Source organism: Mitsuaria sp. BK037 (genome assembly GCF_014193045.1).
Lineage (GTDB): Bacteria > Pseudomonadota > Gammaproteobacteria > Burkholderiales > Burkholderiaceae_C > Roseateles.
Window position 1 is genome coordinate 1,154,558 of the sequence record NZ_JACHYS010000001.1, and the last position, 14,850, is coordinate 1,169,407.

General features: G+C 70.7%; 13 protein-coding genes and 1 pseudogene. 3 read left to right on the forward strand and 11 right to left on the reverse strand.

The genetic code is table 11. The features are described 5' to 3' along the window. The first annotated feature begins 260 nt into the window (after nt 1–260). Together edd and FHT37_RS05050 are read left to right on the forward strand one after the other, a co-directional pair. Nucleotides 261–2,081, forward strand: coding sequence for a phosphogluconate dehydratase (edd, locus tag FHT37_RS05045; protein ID WP_183479234.1), 1,821 nt, complete (start codon nt 261–263; stop codon nt 2,079–2,081). 53 nt (nt 2,082–2,134) lie between these two features. Further along, nucleotides 2,135–2,767: a bifunctional 4-hydroxy-2-oxoglutarate aldolase/2-dehydro-3-deoxy-phosphogluconate aldolase gene (locus FHT37_RS05050; protein WP_183479236.1), complete on the forward strand. Its 633-nt coding sequence runs from the start codon at nt 2,135–2,137 to the stop codon at nt 2,765–2,767. A 137-nt stretch (nt 2,768–2,904) separates the two neighbouring features. Here the strand turns inward: FHT37_RS05050 and FHT37_RS05055 are convergent, their stop codons facing one another. Beyond that, nucleotides 2,905–3,459: a PaaI family thioesterase gene (locus FHT37_RS05055; RefSeq protein WP_091724398.1), complete on the reverse strand. Its 555-nt coding sequence runs from the start codon at nt 3,457–3,459 to the stop codon at nt 2,905–2,907. A 121-nt stretch (nt 3,460–3,580) separates the two neighbouring features. On the opposite strand from FHT37_RS05055, the gene FHT37_RS05060 reads away from it, so the two are divergent. After that, nucleotides 3,581–4,099 (forward strand): MarR family winged helix-turn-helix transcriptional regulator, encoded by a 519-nt coding sequence (locus tag FHT37_RS05060; protein ID WP_091724399.1) that lies wholly within the window; start codon nt 3,581–3,583, stop codon nt 4,097–4,099. Nucleotides 4,100–4,174: 75 nt separating this feature from the next. Here the strand turns inward: FHT37_RS05060 and FHT37_RS05065 are convergent, their stop codons facing one another. From FHT37_RS05065 to FHT37_RS05105, 10 genes and pseudogenes are all read right to left on the reverse strand, one after another. Beyond that, entirely contained in the window at nt 4,175–5,326 is a 1,152-nt protein-coding gene (locus tag FHT37_RS05065; RefSeq protein ID WP_409072704.1) for a methyl-accepting chemotaxis protein, read from the reverse strand. Nucleotides 5,327–5,329: 3 nt separating this feature from the next. Next, nucleotides 5,330–5,611 (reverse strand): annotated as a pseudogene (locus FHT37_RS25775) (PAS domain-containing protein); the annotation flags it as partial. A gap of 149 nt (nt 5,612–5,760) precedes the next feature. After that, nucleotides 5,761–6,525, reverse strand: a complete 765-nt coding sequence (locus tag FHT37_RS05070; protein WP_091724401.1) for an exodeoxyribonuclease III — start codon at nt 6,523–6,525, stop codon at nt 5,761–5,763. Between the two features lie 93 nt (nt 6,526–6,618). Continuing rightward, entirely contained in the window at nt 6,619–7,155 is a 537-nt protein-coding gene (locus tag FHT37_RS05075) for a DUF2878 domain-containing protein (protein ID WP_175538234.1), read from the reverse strand. Between the two features lie 74 nt (nt 7,156–7,229). Then, entirely contained in the window at nt 7,230–8,186 is a 957-nt protein-coding gene (locus tag FHT37_RS05080; protein WP_255489491.1) for a fasciclin domain-containing protein, read from the reverse strand. 186 nt (nt 8,187–8,372) lie between these two features. Next, complete coding sequence (locus FHT37_RS05085; protein WP_183479240.1) at nt 8,373–9,923, reverse strand: cryptochrome/photolyase family protein; 1,551 nt, start codon at nt 9,921–9,923, stop codon at nt 8,373–8,375. 140 nt (nt 9,924–10,063) lie between these two features. After that, nucleotides 10,064–11,815 (reverse strand): hypothetical protein, encoded by a 1,752-nt coding sequence (locus tag FHT37_RS05090; RefSeq protein ID WP_183479242.1) that lies wholly within the window; start codon nt 11,813–11,815, stop codon nt 10,064–10,066. 127 nt (nt 11,816–11,942) lie between these two features. Continuing rightward, complete coding sequence (locus FHT37_RS05095; protein WP_091724405.1) at nt 11,943–12,521, reverse strand: DUF4337 domain-containing protein; 579 nt, start codon at nt 12,519–12,521, stop codon at nt 11,943–11,945. A 98-nt stretch (nt 12,522–12,619) separates the two neighbouring features. Next, nucleotides 12,620–13,126: a dihydrofolate reductase gene (locus FHT37_RS05100; protein ID WP_183479244.1), complete on the reverse strand. Its 507-nt coding sequence runs from the start codon at nt 13,124–13,126 to the stop codon at nt 12,620–12,622. A 173-nt stretch (nt 13,127–13,299) separates the two neighbouring features. After that, nucleotides 13,300–14,760: an epoxide hydrolase family protein gene (locus FHT37_RS05105; protein WP_183479246.1), complete on the reverse strand. Its 1,461-nt coding sequence runs from the start codon at nt 14,758–14,760 to the stop codon at nt 13,300–13,302. Nucleotides 14,761–14,850: the final 90 nt, after the last annotated feature.

Here is a 14,850-nt window from a genome sequence, read left to right on the forward strand (position 1 = left end):
CGGTGGGCGCAGGGCAGGGCGTAGAACGGAGGCGGAGCGCGGAGAGCGGAGAGCGGAGAGCAGAGAGCGGAGAGCGGAGAGCGGAGAGCGGAAGGTGTCGTGCGGCGGGCGCGCTTCGGGAACGTGGACTGCCGCGCAGTGGGTGAGCGTTTTCGTAACTCTCTTGTACCTGGGAAAGCGCTTGCGGAGGGCCGTGGGACCCCGTCGGCGTGTAATATGGTTACCAATCTAACCCTGGCCGAGTTACATCGGCAGTCGGCATGAACAAGACGCTTCTGGACGTCACCGCGCGCATCAAGGCGCGCAGCGCCGCTTCGCGCGAGCGCTATCTGGACCTGATCGAGCGCATGGCGGGCCGCCAGCGCGGCGTGCAGCGCCTCGGTTGCGCGAACGTCGCCCATGCGGTGGCCGCGATGCCGGCCAACGACAAGCTGCGCATCGTCGCCGAGAAGGCGCCGCATCTGGGCATCGTCACGGCCTACAACGACATGCTGTCGGCCCATCAGCCCTATGAGAACTACCCCGCGATCATCCGCGACGAGGTGCATCGTCAGGGCGCCACGGCGCAGGTCGCGGGCGGCGTGCCGGCGATGTGCGACGGCGTCACGCAGGGCACGCCGGGCATGGAGCTCAGCCTGTTCTCGCGGGACACGATCGCGATGGGCACGGCGGTGGCGCTGTCCCACGATGTCTTCGATGCCGCGCTGCTGCTGGGCATCTGTGACAAGATCGTGCCCGGCCTGCTGATCGGCGCGCTGCACTTCGGCCATCTGCCCTGCGTGTTCGTGCCGGCCGGGCCGATGAGTTCGGGGCTGTCCAACAACGACAAGGCCAAGGTGCGCGAGCTCTACGCGCAGGGCAAGGTCGGCCGCGACGAGCTGCTGCAGGCCGAGTCCCAGGCCTATCACGGCGCCGGCACCTGCACGTTCTACGGCACGGCCAACAGCAACCAGATGCTGCTCGAGGCGATGGGCCTGCATGTGCCGGGCGCGGCGTTCGTGCATCCGCATGACGGGCTGCGCGAGGCGCTGACCCGCGAGGCCGTGCGCCAGGCGCTGAAGATCATTCCGCAGCGCGACTACACGCCGATCGGCCGCATGGTGGACGAGCGCAGCATCGTCAACGCGATGGCGGCGCTGCTGGCGACGGGCGGCTCGACCAACCACCTGATCCACTGGATCGCGGTGGCACGCTCGGCGGGCATCCTGATCGACTGGAGCGATTTCTCCGAGTTGTCGTCGGTCGTGCCGCTGCTGGCGCGGGTGTATCCGAACGGCAGCGCCGACGTGAACCAGTTCCAGGCCGCGGGCGGCCCCGGCTTCGTGATCAAGGAACTGATCGGCGCCGGGCTGATGCACGGGGACGTGCTGACCTCGGTCGCGGGGCAGGATCTGAATGCCTTCGCGCGGCTGCCGCGCCGCGCCGAGGATGGGTCGGTGAGCTGGAGCGACCTGCCGGCCCGGAGCGGCGACGAGGCGGTGGTGCGCACCGCCGCCGCGCCGTTCTCGCCGACCGGCGGGCTGAAGCTGCTGGCGGGCAATCTGGGTCGCGCGGTGATCAAGGTGTCGGCGGTGCCCGAGGATCGGCACACGGTGGAGGCGCCGGCGCGCATCTTCGACAGCCAGGAGGCGATGCAGGCCGCGTTCAAGGCCGGCGAACTGGAGCGCGACGTCGTGGTCGTCGTGCGCTTCCAGGGGCCGCAGGCCAATGGCATGCCGGAGCTGCACAAGCTGACGCCGCCGCTGGCGGTGCTGCAGGGCAAGGGTTTCAAGGTGGCGCTGGTGACCGACGGGCGCATGAGCGGCGCGTCGGGCAAGGTGCCGGCGGCGATCCACGTGAGCCCGGAGGCGCTCTCGGGCGGGCCGCTGGCCAAGCTGCGCGACGGCGACCTGGTGCGGGTGTGCGCCAACAGCGGCGAGCTGACGGCGCTGGTGCCGGCGGCGGAGTGGGACCGGCGCGAGCTGGCGCAGATCACCGCGGACGCGGTGGTGGACAACGGCGCCGGACTGGGCCGCGAGTTGTTCGCCGGCATGCGGCGCAATGTGACGTCGGCGGAGGAGGGCGCGGTCACCTGGCTGTGAGGCCGGAGGATCGACGCGTCGGCGGATTCGGATTCGATTACGAGGAGAACCCCATGAGTTCCATCAAGGACACCCTGAGCCTGGCCGAACACGGTCCGGTGATTCCGGTCATCGTCATCGACCGCGTCGAGGACGCGGTGCCGCTGGCGCGCGCGCTGGTCGCCGGCGGCGTGAAGGTGCTGGAGGTGACGCTGCGCACGCCGGTGGCGCTGGAGGCGATCGCCGCGATCGCGCGCGAGGTGCCGCAGGCGCTGGTGGGCGCGGGCACGCTGCGGACCTCGGCCGACGCGGTCGCGGCCAAGCAGGCCGGTGCCTGCTTCGCGGTCAGCCCCGGCTTCACGCAGGACGTGGCGAGCGCCTGCGAGGCGCATTTCCTGCCCCTGCTGCCGGGCGTGTCGACGGCCAGCGAGGTGATGATGGCCAGCGACGCCGGCTACAAGTTCCTGAAGCTGTTCCCTGCGACCGCGGTGGGCGGCGTCGGCCTGCTGAAGGCGCTGGCCGGCCCGTTCCCCGACGTGGCGTTCTGCCCCACCGGCGGCATCACGGTGCAGACCGCGCCCGATTTCCTGGCGCTGCCGAACGTCAAGGTCTGCGGTGGGTCGTGGCTCACCCCGGCCGACGCGGTGAAGGCGGGCGACTGGGCCCGCATCACCCAACTGGCCAAGGAAGCGAGCGCGCTGCGCTGACCCCTCGCCGCTCACCCGCCCCTTGGGGGGCGGGCCGGGGTGGGGTAACTGCTGCCCCGCCCGCTCGGAGGGCGGGGATGGGGTGGGAGCGAAACGATGAAAAGGGCTTCCAGAGCCGTGGCCGCCGGTTGCCTGGTTCACCGCTTCACAGGATCGAAGATCAAGCAAGTCGTGCTCCCATGCGCATACAGCTTGCCGTCATGGCCGATCAGGTCCGCCTCCGCCGTCGCCATCTGGCGGCCGACATGCCGCACGCGGCCGATGGCGCGCACGACCGGCACGCGCTCGTTGAGCGCCCGCACCAGGTTGATCTTGAGCTCCAGCGTCGTATAGCCGCGGCCGGGATCCAGCGTCGTGTGCACCGCGCAGCCCAGCGCCGAATCCAGCAGCGTCGCATACCAGCCGCCGTGCACCGTGCCCATCGGGTTGTAGTGCCGGAACTTGGGCGAGCCCTGGAAGATCACCTCGCCCTTGGTCACGCGCAGCAGCGTGAAATCGAGGGTCTGCGCGATCGGCGGCGGCGGCAGCTTGCCGTCGAGCATCGCCTGCATCTGCTGCAGGCCGTTCAGGCCGGCGATCTCCGCCATCGTGGCCACGCCATGCTCGGGCCGCAGCATCGCGCGGACCGCCTTTTCTTCGTCCAGCCACTGGGCCAGCGCTTCGTCGTGCGAGGGAGTCAAAGCTGCGCTCATCGTGCATTCCTGTCGGGTGAATGAAGACCATCCGGAAACTTGTGGCTGCAATGGTTGCAGCTACAATCTTCCGCTGTCAAGCATCCCTGCGACAGCCGCAGGCTTCCACGTGAGGGGACCCATGAACGCGTCCGTCACCGCCACGAAGACGTCCGCCACGGCGAGCACCGCCCAGGCGGAGCCCATCTCGCCCAAGGGCTGTACCAATTTCAAGCTTCGCCAGGTGACGCGGCTGGTCTCCAACCACTGCGAGGCCCATTTCGCCGAGACCGGCCTGAAGACCACGCAGTACGCGCTGCTGTCGCACATCGTGGTGCTCGGTCCGATCCAGCCGAGCGAACTCGCGCGCCGCATGGACCTGGATCTGTCGACGCTGTCGCGCAACATCCAGCCCCTGCTCGCGATGGGGTTGGTGGAGACCCTGCCCGGGCCCGACGCGCGCAGCCGCCAACTGCAGGCGACCGAGGAGGGCCACGCGCGTCGCAAGCAGATGAAGGCGACCTGGAAGCGCGCGCAGCTCTCGCTCAACGAGCGCCTGGGCGACGAGCGCGTGCAGCGCCTGCATGCGCTGCTCGACGAATGCGCGGCGCTGATGCGGGGCGAAGTCGATCCAGACGAGCTCGATGGCGACTCGCCATGAGCGCCTGAACGCTCCGAGCGCTCCAAACCCGAGCAACGCCCTGAGCGCCCCGAGCGCCCTGAACGCTCGCGCGGCTCAACGTCCCATCTGGAACAGGCCGAGCGCCGCGGCCACCTCGCCGGCCTGGCCGCGCAGCCGATCCGAGGACCGCGCCAAGTCCTCGACCATCGCCACGTTCTGCTGCGTGATCTGCTCGAGCTGACGCACGGCGTCGGTCACCTGCGAGATGTCGTCGAGCTGCGCCTGCGCGCTGCGCTCGATGTCCTCGATGACGCCGCCGAAGCGTTCCACCGCCGAGAGCGTGTCCGCCATGCTGCGGCGCGCCTCGCCGGTCTGGCGCGTGCCCGCTTCGACCTTCTCGCCGGAGGCGGCGATCAGCTGCTTGATCTCTCGCGCCGCCACCGTGCTGCGCTGCGCCAGCGCGCGCACCTCCGACGCCACCACCGCGAAGCCCTTGCCATGCTCGCCGGCCCGCGCGGCCTCGACCGCCGCGTTCAACGCCAGGATGTTGGTCTGGAAGGCGATGCCCTCGATCAACTGCGTGATCTCGCCGATGCGGGCCGAGGCCTCGGCGATCGCGGTCATCGTGTCGTTGACCGAGCGCACGTTGCCGTCGCTGCGCCGCGCCGCCTGGCCGAGCTCCGCGGCGACCTCGCGCGCCCGGTGGGCCGCGTCGCGGTTGCCGCGCACCTCGTCGGTGATCTGGCGCATGCTCGCGGCGGTCTGCTCCAGGCTGGACGCCTGGGCTTCGGTTCGCCGGGCGAGGTCATGGTTGCCTTGCGCGATCGCGTCCGACACCGCCCGCATCTGGCCGAGTTCATGCTGCGTGTCCGACACCAGCGCGCGCAGGTTCACCCGCAGTTGCGTCAGCGCGCGATCCAGCAGTCCCGGCGGCGCGGCCGCCTCGGTGGCATGAGGGCGTGGTGCGCCCAGGTCGCCGGCCGCGAGGCGCTCCGCCACCCGCAGGCTTGCGCGCAGGGCGGCGCGTCGCTGGCCCAAGCGCAGCGCCGAGACGACCCCGACCGCGAGCCACCGCCAGAGCGGCGCGCGAAGACGGCCGTGGTGCAGCGCGAGTTCGCTCCGACCCGACCGACCCGGCTGGCCTTCGGCGTTCATCCGCGCATACAGCGTCTCGGCCGCGCGCACCTGTTCGCGCGTGGGCTGGCTGCGCACCGACAGGTAGCCCGCCGGCTGGCCGTCGCGCAGCAGCGGCGTCACGTTGGCCATCACCCAGTAATGGTCGCCATCCTTGCGGCGGTTCTTCACCAGGCCCGACCAGGGCCGTCCGGCTTGCACCGTCGCCCAGAGGTCGCGGAAGGCCTCGGCCGGCATGTCGGGATGGCGGATCAGGTTGTGCGGCCGGCCGATCAGCTCCTCGCGGCTGAAGCCGCTGACCGCGACGAACACGTCGTTGCAGTGCAGGATCCGGCCCTTCAGGTCGGTGGTGGACACCAGCGCGCGGCCCTCGGGGAACGGGAATTCCCGTTGCGTGACCGGCAGATTCGTTCTCATCGATGCGTTCCCTGTACGGTAAGTCTTGACTTGGATCAAGACACAGCATCGATGAGTTGGTCAGGGCGTCACTTGAGCAAGATCAAGCCATTGCGGGTTGACCCTGGAGAGGGTTGGCGCGCCGTGAAGGAGTGCCGGCGCGCCGGCCGTCAGTCGAGCGTGACGATCACCGGTGCGTGGTCGCTGGGCTTGGGCAGCTTGCGCATCTGACGGTCGATCGTGCAGGCGGTGACGCGGGGCTTGAGCGCCTCGCTGACGAGGATGTGGTCGATGCGCAGGCCCTTGTTCTTCTGGAAGCCGAGCATGCGGTAATCCCACCAGCTGTAGCTCTTGGGCGGCTGCTCGAACAGCCGGTAGGCGTCGGTGAGGCCCAGGTCGAGCAAGGCCTGGAAGTGCGCGCGCTCCTGCGGCGAGGTGTGCGTCTGGCCGACGAAGGCGGCGGGGTCGTAGCAGTCGCGGTCTTCCGGCGCGATGTTGAAGTCGCCCATCAGCACGAGTTGCTTGTGCTGCTGGAGTTCACTGGCGAGCCAGGCGCGCAGGCCGTCCAGCCAGGCCATCTTGTAGACGAACTTGTCGCTGTCCAGCGCCTGCCCGTTGGGGAAGTAGGCGCCGATCACGCGCACGTCGCCGACGGTGCCGGCGATCAGCCGCGCCTGTTCGTCGGCATAGCCGGTGATGTTCTTGACGACGTCCCGGGCGGGCTCGCGGGACAGCAGCGCCACGCCGTTGTAGGTCTTTTGCCCGAACCACTGGACCTGGTAGCCGGCCTCGCCGATCTCCAGGGTCGGGAACTTGTCGTCGGTGAGCTTGGTCTCCTGCAGCACGAGCGCATCGACCGGATTGGCGGCCAGCCAGTCGAGCAGCTGCGGCAGGCGCACGGCCAGGGAGTTGACGTTCCAGGTGGCGAATTTCATGGTGCTCGTAGGTGATGAGGCAGGCAACGCCGCATCGTACCCAGTCCTTCGGCGCCGACGCGCCATCGCCCTGCAGACGCCAACTGGAGAGGCTCAGGTGGGCCCGGTGGGTGCCGGCGGGTGCCGCCTGCCCAGGCGCCGGGCCGATTCGATCAACGCCGGGGTCATGACCGCCCAACCCGCGCCCAGCACGGCCAGTGCGACCGCCGGGTCAGGAAAGCTGCCGGCACCCAGGCGCACGGCGGCCAGGTAGGACAGCGGTCCCCCGATGGCGCCGAGCACCGCCGCCAGCAGCGGCCGCCCGTGCAGCCACGCGAGCGGCCCGCGGAGCAAGGTCGCGAACAGCGCCCAGAGCGCCAGGATCCAGATCGGCGCCAACTGGGGCAGCGGGCCGGGCGATGCGTACTGCACCCAGCCTTGCCGGACCATCGCGCTGTCCCACGCGAGGCCGATCAGCATGGCCAGCACCGTCAGCGCCAGATCCGCGGCGCGGGCGGGACTCACGGCCAGGTGCAGCAGCACGACCGCGGCCACCGCCATCAGGCCCGCCGCGACCTGACCATGCGCCGCGCCGAGCACGCACGCGAACCAGGCGGCCTGGAACAGGCAGAACTGGACGAGGCCGATCATCAGCCGCCTCCTCGATGCACTGCCTGCCTGCATGGCGGCGCCCCTTCCATCGCGGCGCGCCGCGCGCTGCCGCATCACAGCGGGTTGGGGATCAGCACCTTGTCGACGACGTGAATCACGCCGTTGCTGGCCCGCACGTCGACCGCGACGATCCTGGCCGGCGTCGCGCTGGAGTCGGTGATGGTGGGCGGCGTGCCGGCGTTGATCACGAGGGACTGGCCCAGCACCGTGGTGACCGGCGTGCCGAAGGGAATGTTGGCCGACAGCACCTCGCTGCCCAGCACGTGATAGGTCAGCACGTTGGTGAGCTGCTGCGTGCTCAGTCCGTTCACCGTCGAGGCGATGGCCGCGAAGGCGTCATGGGTCGGCGCGAAGACGGTGAAGGGGCCGGCGCCGCTGAGCGTCCCCTGCAGGTTCGCCTTGACCACCGCGGCGACGAGCGTGTCGAAGGTCGGGTTCACCTGCGCCATCTGGACGATGTTCAGCAGCCCCGGAGGCACGAGCACCTTGTCGACCGCATGGATGACGCCGTTGCTGGCCATCACGTCGGCAGCCGTCACACGGGCGGTGGTGAGGGCCGCATCCTGGATGGTGACGCCGCCGGTGAAGCTCAGGCTGAGCGTCGTGGCGTTGCCGTTGAACTTGTACAGCGTCGCCTGCGTGGCGCCGCCCGCGGCCAGGTCGGCGGCGGCCTTGCGCGTGCCCAGCACGTGGTACTGGAGGATGCCGGCCAGCGTCGATGCGGGCAGGGCCGTGACCATCGCATCGGCACTGGCGAAACCCAGCTGCGTCGCCAGTGTCGTGAACGCCTCGTTGGTCGGCGCGAAGACCGTCAGGGACACCGAACCGTCCGCGAGCGTCGACGCCAGCCCCGCTTTCGTGGCGGCCGCTGTGAGCGCGGTGAAGCCGCCGTTCTGGGCGGCCTGGGCGAGGGTCGGCATCGGCGCGGGATCGTCGTCGTCGCCGCCGCAGGCGGTGAGCATCGTCGACACCGTCGCGGCCGCGAGCAGCCATTTGAAGAGACGCAGCATGATGGTTCTCCTGGGTTCACGTTATGGCGGTTGTGGCGGCCCGGACCGGCACGACCGGCCCGGGAGCGCGACGGTCTTACGTCGCCCGCGGCGCGGCGGATCATCTGGAAGGGAAATCGTTACGCTGGGTGCGGCGCCCCACATTGCCGATGGACAGGGCGATCCGGGCCGATCCGGTGCGATGGCTCAGCGGGCGAAGCGCTCGCGCAGCGCCTGCGCCTGGGTTTGGATCGCACGCGTCTCCTGCGCCGACAGCCGATCGAGGTGGTGGACCTGCGCGCCCAGTCGGGGATGACGCGCGAAGCGCGTGCGGTGGCGCAGCAGGAAATCCCAATACAGCGTCGTGTACGGACAGGCTTGGGGACCGAGCTTGACGCCGGGCTGGTAGGGGCAACGGGCGCAATGCTGGCCGCCGCTCATGCGCTCGATGTAGGCGCCGCTGGCGACATAAGGCTTGCTTGTCATCCGGCCACCATCGGCGAACTGGCTCATGCCCAGCGTGTTGGGCAGCTCGACCCATTCGACCGCATCGACGTAGACCGCCAGATACCACTCGTGGACCTGCGCGGGCCGCACGCCCAGCAGCAGAGAGAACAGCCCGGTGACCATGAGCCGCTGGATGTGATGGGCATAACCCAGGCGCAGCGTCTGCCGCAGCGCGTCCGCCAGGCAGGCCAGTTCCGTCTCGCCGCTCCAGTAGAAGGCGGGCAGCGGCTGGTCCGCCGCCAGGGCATTGGCCGTGGCGAGCGCCGGCATGTGGGTCCAATAGATGCCCCGCACGTACTCGCGCCATCCGAGCACCTGACGGATGAAGCCCTCGACGCTGGCCAGCGGCGCGGCGCCCGCGCGCCATGCCTGCTCGGCGTGGGCCACCACCTCGCGCGGGCCGATCAACTTGAGGTTCATCGCCGCGGCCAGCTGCGCGTGCCAGAGCCACGGCTCACCCGGCCACATCGCGTCCTGCCACAGGCCGAACTCGGGCAGCCGCTCCGCGATGAAGCGCTCCAGGGCGTGCAGGGCCTGCTCCCGGGTCACCGGCCAGTCGAAGTCCCGCAGCGACCCCGGATGCTCGGGAAAGGCCTGCTCGACGAGTGCCAGCACCTCGCGGGTGATGTCGTCGGGAGGTGCGCGAGCGCGATCGGGCACGAAAGCCGGCCCGCCCGGCGGGAAGGGGCGCTGGTTCTCCGCGTCGAAGTTCCAGCGGTCGCCGGCAGGCTCGTCGCCGTTCATGAGCACGCGGTGATGGCGGCGCATGTGCCGGTAGAACACCTCCATGCGCAAGGTCCGTCGCCCCTGGGAGAAGGCGGCGAACTCCCGCACGGTGCAGAAGAAATGCCGGTCGTCGCGCAGTTCGATCGCATGCCCGGCGACCGCCGCCGCCCCGCGCAGCGCCTTGAGCACGCGCCAGTCGCCGGGCGCCGTCAGGACCACGCGTCGCGGCTGCCAGCGCGCCAGCGCGCGCCGGAGTTCACCGGCGAGGCTGCCGGTGTTGCCTGCGTCGTCGAGTCGCACGTAATCCACCGGTCGGCCCAGCCCCTGCAACGCCCGGGCATGGTGCCGCATCGCGGAGAGGAAGAGGGCGATGCGGATCCGGCTCGACCAGACATGCTGGGATTCCTCGCGCACCTCCGCCATCCAGACGAGATCGCATTCGGGATCGAAGTCGTCGAAGGCGGAGCTGTGCAGGTCCAGCTGGTCTCCCAGCACGATGACCAGCGAGCGCACGGCGCCCTTCATGGCGATGACGGCTTGGCAGGCATGGCGGCGGCGCGGTGTCCAGGCGCCTTCAGGCGCCCGCCCACGGGAAGCGTCTCTTCGTTGTTCCGCGTCGATATACGGCGATCGCGACGCCTTGGATCAACGCGACGCGCGGCCGCTTACCGCAGGCGCTCCACGACGCTACGCTGATCCGGCCATTCCTGGTGCGAGGCGGCGCGGTGGTTCTCCACCTCGGTGAAGGTCTTGCGCCGCTGCTCGTCGGTCCTGCGCATCGCGCGCGAGATCGAGTCGCGCGTCGTGTCGATCAGCGTGGTGACGGTCTTGCTGTCCTCGACGGTGGTGGCGTCATAGTTGCCGCCGGCGCGGTCCAGCGTGTAGGTGCGCGACTTCTGGAAGCTGGCGCTCAGCGTCTCGGTCTGCGTCTGCGTGATCGAGCGGCCGCCGGTCGCCGCGTTGGGCCGCTCGCTGGTCGTCTGGCCGATGCGGTAGTCGGCATGGCCGGCCTCCTGGACGCTGCCGATGCGGCTGGTCCGCTGCGAATCGGCGCTGAAGCTGGCCTGGAAGTCCGCCAGGCCGCTCCGCAGCGATTGCGCCTGCGCGCGCAGCCCGTCGCTCATCGGTGCCATCGCGCTGGGGTCGAGGGCGTCCACGGCGCCGCCCTTCGCGGCGGTCGTGGCCTTGGCGGCAGTGCCGGCGCCGCTTGAACTCCCGGTATTCGCCGCGTGGCGGACCGCCAGCAGCGAGGCCGCATCCTGCGGACGCCCGCGCCCTTCGCCGGCATCGGGACGCCGGGTGTCATCGACGCGTCGCGTCTCGTCTGGATCCGCGGGCGGAGCCTGCAGCTGCCGGAAGGCGTCCTTGAAGGACTTCGTCATCGCCGCGTCCGCGTGGCTGCGTTCGGCCGCGGCATCGACCTGCTGGAGCAACTGGTCGATGGCCGACCAGCGCCTGCCGCTCGCCGGCGCGCCGGTGGTCGTGCGGGACGTGGCGGCGGCGTCCACCTCGAGCGCCATCTCGCCGCTGGTGGTGCGCAGCGACAGCGACTTCTTCTCGGCGCCCAGTTGCAGCGAGAACGAACGCAACTGGCCGGGCCGGTCGGCCGAGGCGTCGGGGTGGTCGATGCGCAGGTCCAGGCCGGTCAGCACGCCGTCGGCGTCGAAGCCCGTCAGGCCTAACAGGTCCAGCGTCGGAACGCCGTCGCCCAGGCCCTCCAGGGCACGGTCCAGGCCGTCGGACAGCAGGGCGAGCGCGTCGCGCTCGGCGCCGCTCAGCGGCCCGGAGCTCGAAACCTCGACCTGCAGGCCGCGCGTGCCGCCCGATTCGCCACTGTTCACGCCGATCTTGAGCTCGACGGTTTGTCCGGAACGGGTCTGCACCTTCAGGCTCACCGTCGTGGCGTTGGTCGCGACGCCGGACAGCGCCTGTTGTTGCAGGGCAGCGGCCGCGGCGGCGGGGTCGGCGCTTCCGGTGCCTTCTGCGTTTGCGGCGCTCGCGGCCGGATCGGTCGCGCCGGCGTCCGGGAGCGCCGGCACGACGTCCGCCAGCGTCTGGCGGTAGCGCTCGCCGGTGTCGGCCAACTGCTTGAGCAGCGCGCCGCCGAGACCGCGCCAGCGGTCGGACAGCGTGTGGGCTTCCTTGCCGCTGTTGCGCGACATCAGCTCGCTCAGGCCGTCGTCACCGGCCTTGGCCCAGACGCGCCGCGGTCCGGCGCCGGGCGCCGAGGGCCGCGCATACACGGCGGCGTCGGCGGTCGCGGCGTCCAGAGTCACGCGCGTGCCTGCGGATGGCGCCGACGAGGAGACCGCGTCGGCGGCGCGCGAGGACACGCCCGCGGGGCGGAACGAGGCGGCCGCGCGGCTGGCGGCGAGCCGGTCCAGCAGGCCGGGGCCCGCCGAGGCGATGAAGTTCATGCGAAGCGCCTCCCTGGCGGCGGTGTCCCGTCGCTCTGGTGGCGGCGACGGTGATCCCTTCGCTATCGGCCGCCCGCGGCAGAACTTGAGGGGCCGGGCGGCGCGTCGTCGTGCCGGGCCGCGGCGCTCAGACGTGCAGCCAGGCCGCGATGCCCAGGCCGATGCCGATCGCGCCGGCGCCCAGCGTCGCGTACTCCATCCAGCGCCGCTTGGTCAGCAGCGCGATCGCGGCCAGCGCGATGCCCACCTGCAGCGCGGTCGTTGCCTGCGCCCAGCGGTGATGGAGGTGCAGCTGGTCGTCGCTGCGGCGGTCCCATTCGGTGGACTCGGCCTCGAGCTTCTCGGCCTGCGCCTTGATCTCGTTCTTCTCGGTCTCGTAGCGGGCGATCTTCTCGCGGTACTTCGCCTTCTGCTCGTCGCTGGCGGTCAGGTCCAGCGCGAACTCGGCCAGGTTCTGCTTGCTGCTCTTGGCCTGGAAGTAGTTCCAGCGGTTGGCGGCCTCGGTCTTGGTGATCGCGGCGTTGTTCTTGAAGAGTCCCGCATTGGCCTGCGTGGCGCCGCCCATGTAGGAGAAGAAGGCGCCCAGCGTCGCCAGCACCGCGGTGATCACGGCCAACTGGCCGGCCAGGCCCTTGGGTTCGTGGTGCGCGGCGTGTTCGAGCTCGTGGTCGTGCGGGCCGTGGACGTGGAAGTGATTGCCGGACATGGGAGTAGGGGGGCGTGAAGTCGGAAGACGGAAAGGAGGCGGGAAGACGGTCGGGCCTCGGGCGCGACCGGCCCGCGGTCGAGGGCCAGGACGCCCGCTCAGCGGCGGCGCTCGTAGCGGACGAAGTCGTAGTCCCAGTCGTGGCCGCGGTCGGCGGGGCTGTGATGGCGCTCGCGCGAGACCGGCGCGAAGACCTGCGGGTCGACGGCGGGGAAGAAGGCGTCGGCGTCGAAGCGGGCGTCGATCTCGGTCAGTTCCAGCGCATCGGCGCGCGGCAGGCTGAGCGCATAGACCTGCGCGCCGCCCATGACGAAGACGGCCTCGTCGGCACCGCAGGCATCGAGCGCCGCGTCCAGCGTGGCGAAGACCTCGGCGCCGTCGAGCCGTAGTCCTGGCTGGTGCGACAGCACCAGGTTGCGCCGCTGCACCAGCGGGCGGAACCTGGCGGGGATGGAGTCCCAGGTCTTGCGGCCCATGATCACCGTGTGGCCCAGCGTCAGCGCCTTGAAGCGCGCCATGTCCTCGGGCAGGCGGACCAGCAGGCCGTTGTCGCGGCCGATGCCGCGCGCGCGATCGAGCGCGGCGATGAGGGTGAGATGAGGCATGGGGAACGGCGGCGAAGCGGGGCGGAAACGTCGGGGAGGCGCCCGCGACGCGAAGGCGAGGTGGGCCCGGGTCGCGAGTTTACGGGCGACGAGGTGCCTTGCGCGGAGAGTCCGGCTCCGCCTGTCACCACTTGTCGCCGCCCGTCGCCGCCCGGACGTTCAGCGCTCGGCGTTCAGCGCAGCCGGCGGAAGGCGGCGCGCAGTTCCCGGGCGAAGAGCTCGGGCTGTTCCCAGGCCGCGAAGTGGCCGCCCTTGTCCACTTCGTTGAAGTAGGCCAGCGACGGATAGGCGCGCTCGGTCCACGAGCGCGGCGCGCGGTAGATCTCGCCCGGGAAGACGGTGACGGCGACCGGGATCGTGATCTCGGTGGTGCGCTGGTGCGCGGCGCTGAAATTGTTGTTGTTGTTCTCCCAGTAGAAGCGCGAGGCCGAGGCGCCGGTGTTGGTCAGCCAGTAGAGGCTGACGTCGTCCAGGATCTCGTCCTTGCTCAGGACGCGCTCGGGCTCGCCGCCGCTGTCGGTCCACTCGATGATCTTCTCGACCATGAAGCCGGCCAGCGCCGCCGGCGAGTCGCACAGCGCATAACCGATGGTCTGCGGCCGGGTGACCATCAGCGCGCCGTAGGCGGCGTTGCGGCCGAAGAAGCGGCTCAGCGTCAGGTAGGCGGTGCGCTCTGCGTCGGAGAGCCCCGGCGGCGGTGGATCGCCGGCGTTGATGGGCTTGACCAGCTCGGGCGGCACCGTGGGCGGCATGTTGACGTGGATGCCGAGCAGGCCGTCGAGCTTGAGCCGCGCCATCGCGTCGGAGATCACCGAGCCGTGGTCGCCGCCCTGCGAGACGTAGCGGCTGTAGCCCAGGCGCTTCATCAGCACGTCCCAGGCGCGGCCGACGCGCTCCGGGCCCCAGCCCAGTTCGCGCGGCTTGCCGGAGAAGCCGTAGCCGGGGATGGACGGGATGACCAGGTGGAAGGCGTCCTCGGCCCGGCCGCCGTGCGCGGTCGGGTCGGTCAGCGGGCCGATGGTCTTGAGCATCTCCAGGATCGAGCCCGGCCAGCCATGGGTGATGACCAGCGGCAGCGCGTTGGCGTGCCTGGAGCGGATGTGGAGGAAATGGATGTCCAGGCCGTCGATCTGCGTGATGAACTGGGGCAGGGCATTGAGGCGGCGCTCCACCTGGCGCCAGTCGTAGCTGCGGCTCCAGTAGTCGCACAGCGCGCGCAGCCGCGCGAGCTGGATGCCCTGCGAGCCATCGGGCACCAGCTCCGGGTCGGGCCAGCGGGTGTCGGCGATGCGGCGGCGCAGGTCCGCCAGCGCGGCATCGGGGATGTCGATGCGGAAGCGCCGGACGGAGAAATCGCCGATCGGGACGGCGGTGGTGAGGGCGGTGGTGTCGCCGCCGGAGAAGGTGACGGCGCCGGTCGGGGCGGCACCGGCGGCGCGCGCGGCACCGGCCGCGGACAGCAGACCCAGGCCGGTCGCGCCGGCGGCAGCGGACGTGGCGAGGAAGCGCCGCCGGCCCGCCGCGTCGCGGGCGGCGGACGTGTCCGGCGTCGGGGTCGACGTGGTCGACGCGTCCAGCAGGGCCGGGGTGGAGGCCGCGTCGGTCACGGCGGGAGGAAGGGACTTCTTGAACATCAGGTCTCCGCATGAGGCTGTGAATGCGGAGGCGATCACATCAAACGCGGCGGCGCGCGGCCATCCGACCCTCGTCTGCGCGACCTGTAC

Coding starts and splice junctions, on each gene's coding strand:
- edd (WP_183479234.1), top strand. CDS start 261: ATGAACAAGACGCTTCTGGACGTCACCGCGCGCATCAAGGCGCGCAGC.
- FHT37_RS05050 (WP_183479236.1), top strand. CDS start 2,135: ATGAGTTCCATCAAGGACACCCTGAGCCTGGCCGAACACGGTCCGGTG.
- FHT37_RS05055 (WP_091724398.1), bottom strand. CDS start 3,459: ATGAGCGCAGCTTTGACTCCCTCGCACGACGAAGCGCTGGCCCAGTGG.
- FHT37_RS05060 (WP_091724399.1), top strand. CDS start 3,581: ATGAACGCGTCCGTCACCGCCACGAAGACGTCCGCCACGGCGAGCACC.
- FHT37_RS05065 (WP_409072704.1), bottom strand. CDS start 5,326: ATGGCCAACGTGACGCCGCTGCTGCGCGACGGCCAGCCGGCGGGCTAC.
- FHT37_RS05070 (WP_091724401.1), bottom strand. CDS start 6,525: ATGAAATTCGCCACCTGGAACGTCAACTCCCTGGCCGTGCGCCTGCCG.
- FHT37_RS05075 (WP_175538234.1), bottom strand. CDS start 7,155: ATGATCGGCCTCGTCCAGTTCTGCCTGTTCCAGGCCGCCTGGTTCGCG.
- FHT37_RS05080 (WP_255489491.1), bottom strand. CDS start 8,186: ATGCTGCGTCTCTTCAAATGGCTGCTCGCGGCCGCGACGGTGTCGACG.
- FHT37_RS05085 (WP_183479240.1), bottom strand. CDS start 9,923: ATGAAGGGCGCCGTGCGCTCGCTGGTCATCGTGCTGGGAGACCAGCTG.
- FHT37_RS05090 (WP_183479242.1), bottom strand. CDS start 11,815: ATGAACTTCATCGCCTCGGCGGGCCCCGGCCTGCTGGACCGGCTCGCC.
- FHT37_RS05095 (WP_091724405.1), bottom strand. CDS start 12,521: ATGTCCGGCAATCACTTCCACGTCCACGGCCCGCACGACCACGAGCTC.
- FHT37_RS05100 (WP_183479244.1), bottom strand. CDS start 13,126: ATGCCTCATCTCACCCTCATCGCCGCGCTCGATCGCGCGCGCGGCATC.
- FHT37_RS05105 (WP_183479246.1), bottom strand. CDS start 14,760: ATGTTCAAGAAGTCCCTTCCTCCCGCCGTGACCGACGCGGCCTCCACC.